Source organism: Planktothrix sp. FACHB-1355 (assembly GCF_014748295.1).
GTDB lineage: Bacteria > Cyanobacteriota > Cyanobacteriia > Cyanobacteriales > Aerosakkonemataceae > Aerosakkonema > Aerosakkonema funiforme_A.
The window spans coordinates 1-5,297 of record NZ_JACJUP010000397.1; the positions used below are offsets into that span (position 1 = coordinate 1).

General features: G+C 40.4%; 4 protein-coding genes. 3 read left to right on the plus strand and 1 reads right to left on the minus strand.

What is annotated here, in order from left to right; translation table 11 throughout:
• The 3 genes from dcm to H6S82_RS16795 all read left to right on the plus strand — a co-directional run.
• On the plus strand, positions 1-1,978 hold a 1,978-nt coding region (dcm, locus tag H6S82_RS16785), incomplete at its 5' end, for a DNA (cytosine-5-)-methyltransferase (RefSeq protein WP_191056450.1).
• 126 nt (positions 1,979-2,104) lie between these two features.
• On the plus strand, positions 2,105-2,647 hold the full coding sequence (locus tag H6S82_RS16790; RefSeq protein WP_190461818.1) for a transposase: 543 nt from the start codon (positions 2,105-2,107) through the stop codon (positions 2,645-2,647).
• A gap of 195 nt (positions 2,648-2,842) precedes the next feature.
• Positions 2,843-3,829, plus strand: coding sequence for an aldo/keto reductase (locus H6S82_RS16795; protein WP_190461820.1), 987 nt, complete (start codon positions 2,843-2,845; stop codon positions 3,827-3,829).
• 148 nt (positions 3,830-3,977) lie between these two features.
• On the opposite strand, the gene H6S82_RS16800 is transcribed toward H6S82_RS16795, so the two are convergent.
• The coding region (locus H6S82_RS16800; protein WP_191056451.1) for a metallophosphoesterase at positions 3,978-5,297 on the minus strand (1,320 nt) is incomplete at its 5' end.

Sequence of the window (5,297 nt, forward strand, 5' to 3'; positions counted from 1 at the left end):
TTTTATATTTGAAAATGTAAAAGGCTTAATTGAACCAATAAATAAAAAACATTTTGAGCATCTAGTACGTAGCTTTCAAAGCATAGGATACTTTGTCAAATGGCAGCTACTAAACTCTTATGATTTTGGTTTGCCACAAAATCGGGAAAGAGTTTTTATAGTAGGGATAAGAAAAGATTTAGAAAACGCCCAAGAATTTAGCTTTCCAGAACCATTGGAAATTAAACCTAAACTCTATAGCTTTATTGATGGGGTAAAAGATTGCAGTAATTTTAATAAATCAAAAATCGAACCTCAAATTTTATATGGAGATAAGAAAATACCGCGATCGAGAAATCGGTTTCAAAAAGATGATGAATTAAATGATTTTTTTGTCTTTTGCGATACTAGAGATGGTCACACCACTATTCATTCCTGGGATATTATCAGGACTAGCGAAAGAGAAAAATTGATTTGTTATACCATTCTGAAAAACAGGAGAAAGAAAAAATATGGCTCAAAAGATGGAAATCCTTTATCTTTTGAAGATTTGGCAGAATTAATCCCCGACCTCAAACAGGAAGAACTAGACAAGCTAATTAGAAAGAATATTCTTCGGTATGTAAAAAACCAAGGATATGAGTTTGTCAATTCTAAAAATTCGGCAGGAATCAATGGCATTTATAGAATCTTCCTACCTCATTCAGATATTATACCTACATTGACAGCCACAGGCAATAAAGATTATATAGCAAACATTTCTATAGAAGGCTGTGAAAATCCTGAAGAATATAAAGATAAATTTATTAAAGAGATTTACCAAACCAAAATTTTTAAACCTATTTCTGCTAAAGATGCTGGAAAGTTGCAAGGATTCCCCGATTGGTTTATCATGGCAAAAAATGAAAGTAGTGCTAAAAAACAATTTGGCAATGCTGTTACCGTATCGGTTGTTTCCAACTTGATGAAATCATTACTAACGCAGGTTAATTTTTATAAAGGATATGATAGTGCTACCGAATATGGTATTGATGATGAGAAAGAATTAAAGCATCAGGCCAAACAAGACATTAATTTGCAGGTAGAAGCAAAGAAAGAGGCCAAACAAGAAATTCATGCTTTAGTAAAGTTTGTTGCAGATACGCAAAGTGCAATCCAGAATAAAGCGACAAAAGATATCGAACAATTAGCGATGTCTTTCCAAGATACTCAGAAAGCAATTGAACAAAATACCCAAGCTGTAGCAAATGCTTTGGTGAACAGCGAAAAACAGGCACGTGAGTGGCTTCAACAAACAATTCAAGTAGGAGGAGAAGTTCTTAATTTTATATGGAAAATAGTAAATGAGTTATGGAGCAGATATTGGCGAGATCGAATAATAGATGCGATTAGAGGCCAAAGACCAAAGCATTTTAAAGCTAAAGAAGTTGTCAGAAAGCTTAAGCAAGATTATCCCTATGAAACAAATCGGCAAATTGCTAATCGTTTAATTTATGAAAAGGCATTGTTTGTCACAATAACAACACCGTTACCAATACTAGCGGCTGGAATTCCTAAAGTAGGGACTATCGCATCAAAAATAACTGTAAAATTTTTAGGTATCAGAGGGCTACTGGTAGAAATGATTTATCAAATCGGAGTTTGCTACGGTTTTGATGAATTTAAAGAAGGTGATTATTTAATAATTTTTACTTGGGCTTTGCGAAGAGAGAAACTCGCAAAGTTAGGTATTGATTTTTTATTATCAGATTCAATACCTGACCCGCTCATTCCCGCCGTTACTAATATGATTGTGTTTTTATCAGTTGGGTATGCAGCCTGTGAGTTTTATGAAGCCAAGGCAAAAGGAGCAGGAAGCCCAATAGCCTCAATAGAGGCTTATACGTCTTTACTGCGAAAAATCGATGCTTATTTAGAAGAAGCTATTTTGGAACAAAGAACTATAGAAGCTACTGTAGATGAAGCGATCACCGTAAAAGAGAACCTAGAATCAATCTGAGGAGAAAGCGAACCTAAAGATTTAGTTTGTAGGTTGGGTTGAGCGATAGCGAAACCCAACACCAACCGACTCAATATTAGCCAAACCAACAAAAGGCAATACCCATCAATAAGCTAACTAAAAGCTATGGAATATCGAAGAGCAAAAATAGAGGGAGGGACATACTTTTTTACCGTCGTCACCCACAATAGACGAAAATTTTTATGCCAACCCGATAACATATCCCTACTAAGAAACGCTTTTCGATACGTAATGGAACACCATCCATTTAAAATAGATGCTATTGTCGTGCTACCAGAGCATATCCATTCCATTTTGACTTTACCAGATGGAGATTATAACTTCTCCAAACGTTGGCGTTTAATTAAAAATTACTTTACTCGGAGATGTGCTGTGGAGTATAAGACGAAAATATCAAAATCAAGGCAAAATAAACAAGAGCAGGCGATTTGGCAACGTCGCTTTTGGGAGCATCAAATACGAGATGAAAAGGATTTTACCAATCATGTAGAGTACATACATTACAATCCCGTAAAACATGGATTAGTATCAGCACCGAAGGATTGGGAATATTCTAGTTTTCATCGTTATGTCAGAGATGGAATTTACGATCTAGAATGGGGTGCAGAGGAGGAAATTTTATTTGATGAAAGTATCGGAAATGAGTGATTTTGGCAGTAGGTTGGGTTTCGTTACCTCAACCCAACTAGATCGAAGGCTTTGTTGGGTTTCGCTACTGCATAGAGATTTTGGTCTTAGGTTGGGTTGAGGTAACGAAACCTAAATAAATCAAAGGACTTGTTGGGTTTCGCTATCACTCAACCCAACCTACTGAGAAGATGGGATAAAATTTGGTAATTAACCATGAAAACACGACAGTTAGGGAAAAGCGGACTTACGGTTTCTGCGATCGGCTTAGGTTGTATGGGAATGTCGGATTTCTACAGCGATCGCGACGATGCTGAATCAATTGCTACCATTCATAGAGCGTTGGAATTGGGGATAACCTTTCTCGATACCGCCGATATGTATGGGCCATTTAAGAACGAAGAATTGGTGGGAAAAGCGATCGGCGATCGACGCGATAAAGTAATTTTAGCTACCAAGTTCGGTATCGTTCGCAGTGAAGATGCAAGCTTTCGCGGTATCAACGGTAAACCGGAATATGTACGTAGCGCCTGCGAAGGTAGTTTGCGGCGTCTTGGCGTAGAAACGATCGATCTTTATTACCAGCATCGAGTCGATCCCAACACACCCATTGAAGAAACCGTCGGCGCAATGGCGGAACTGGTAAAAGAAGGCAAAGTTCGCTATTTGGGACTTTCCGAAGCGAGTTCGGAAACATTGCGTCGCGCTTACTCGGTACATCCCATTACCGCATTGCAAAGCGAATATTCCCTATGGAGTCGCGATCCGGAAGACGGAATTCTCGACACCTGTCGAGAACTCGGCATCGGTTTTGTTCCCTACAGTCCACTCGGACGCGGTTTTCTCACAGGTCAAATTAAAAAATTCGAGGATTTAGCTCCCGATGATTATCGCCGTCAATCACCCCGTTTTCAAGGGGAAAACTTTGAGAAAAACCTGGAATTGGTACAACGCATCGAAGAAATAGCGCAACAAAAAGGTTGCCTTCCCGCACAATTAGCTTTAGCTTGGGTATTAGCGCAAGGTGAAGATATTGTTCCCATTCCCGGTACCAAACGGCGCAAATATTTAGAGGAAAATGTCGGTGCAGTCGATGTGGAATTGACACCGGAAGATCTCCAACGCATCGATGAAGTTGCACCCAAAGGTGTCGCCGCTGGATTGCGCTATCCCGAATCAGGGATGAGTGCAGTCAATCGTTGATACCAAGCAATTGGAGACTGAGAATAAAAGGAGGAAGGCAGTTTTTTTACTCAAAACTCTGTACAGATGTTGTGTGCAAAGTCCTTACAAACTGAAAACTCAAAACTCTCCTAGTCCCTAGCCCCTAGCCCCGACGCCCTAGCCCCTTTCATATGACAAACGGTTCCATCGCGCTACTATTCCACTCGTGCTGGAACCATTCAGCGATAAACGGACGCACGATAAATTTTGGCGATCGACCTTCCTTAACATCAATTCGTAAAAAAGAATAAGGTCGTCGCTTATTTTTACCCTGTCCTTCACGACCCACAAATAACAGAGATTCTGCTATCTTTCGGCTGGAAATGCCAGCAGCATCCTCAAAAGTTTCCGTCAATTCTGGCCCCTCAATTCGCTGACGGCGCAAGCTATAACCGCTACCACCGCAAACAATCCAGTTGAGATGAGAATCAGCGTGTCCGGTATCGCCAGTGCGAATATATTCCAAGCAGTGCGCGTGACCGTTTAAAATTAAATCCACTAGCGGACGACCTTCTGGTAGCGAACCCACTGCTGAAGAAACTTCATCTAATACTTGGCGGAGGCGACGGCGAACTGCCAATGTTTGTCCTTGATACCACTTCGTCGCTTCGGTAACATAAGGGGGATGGTGAAAATAAATTATACGTCCGCGCACTTCTTTTGTGTGCCAGGATGCAATTAATTTTTGTTTTAGCCAATCAAGTTGTTCAAAATCGGTAACGGTTGTTTCATTCGATGCCAATTGTTTGTTGATGTCCAGTTCCATTTCGTCAATTTGCTCTAATTTTGCCTGCAAATCGTTGATATATTCAGCTTCTTCCGGTAAGTTCGGATCGAGATTGCCAGAGGTATCGAGGATTTGCTCTTTTTCTTGTTCCAGTTGAAGAAGACGCTTTTCTAATTCGCGCCGATAAGCTTTGCCTTTGCGAGTTGTAGGTAGGGGTAGTGGCGCGTTAAAGGTATTCGAGTCAACCGCAAAAAAGTCAATGCCGCCATAACGGAATGTGTAATAGCGATTGGGTAAGCGGGTAAAGCGTCCTGGTTGATAAGAAAGACAGCGCCCTGTATCGGTTTTGGCAGTATAATATCGGTCAAGATGACGGCCAAGTTCTGCCTGGTTCTGGAAAGCTTTGAGATAGTCAAGAAAAGCCTGTGCGTAAGCTTTGCCTTGAAAAGAACCGTGCAGCATCACATCAAAATCTATCTGAGATTTAAGCAGGCGACGAAAAGGCAGTGCAGTTTGTGCAAGCAAACCTAATATCAAGGAAACATCATAATAATCGTGATTACCTGGTACTGGTAAAATTGGTAGGGTGAAGGTCATGCGATCGTATGCAATGCGTTTTGGTTCTTCGCCACCCAGTAGAAATTCTCGGTATGGTTTGATGAAATTTTTCGGGTAATATTCGCTGGAACCAACTAGATAGATTACATCTCCTGTGTGCAG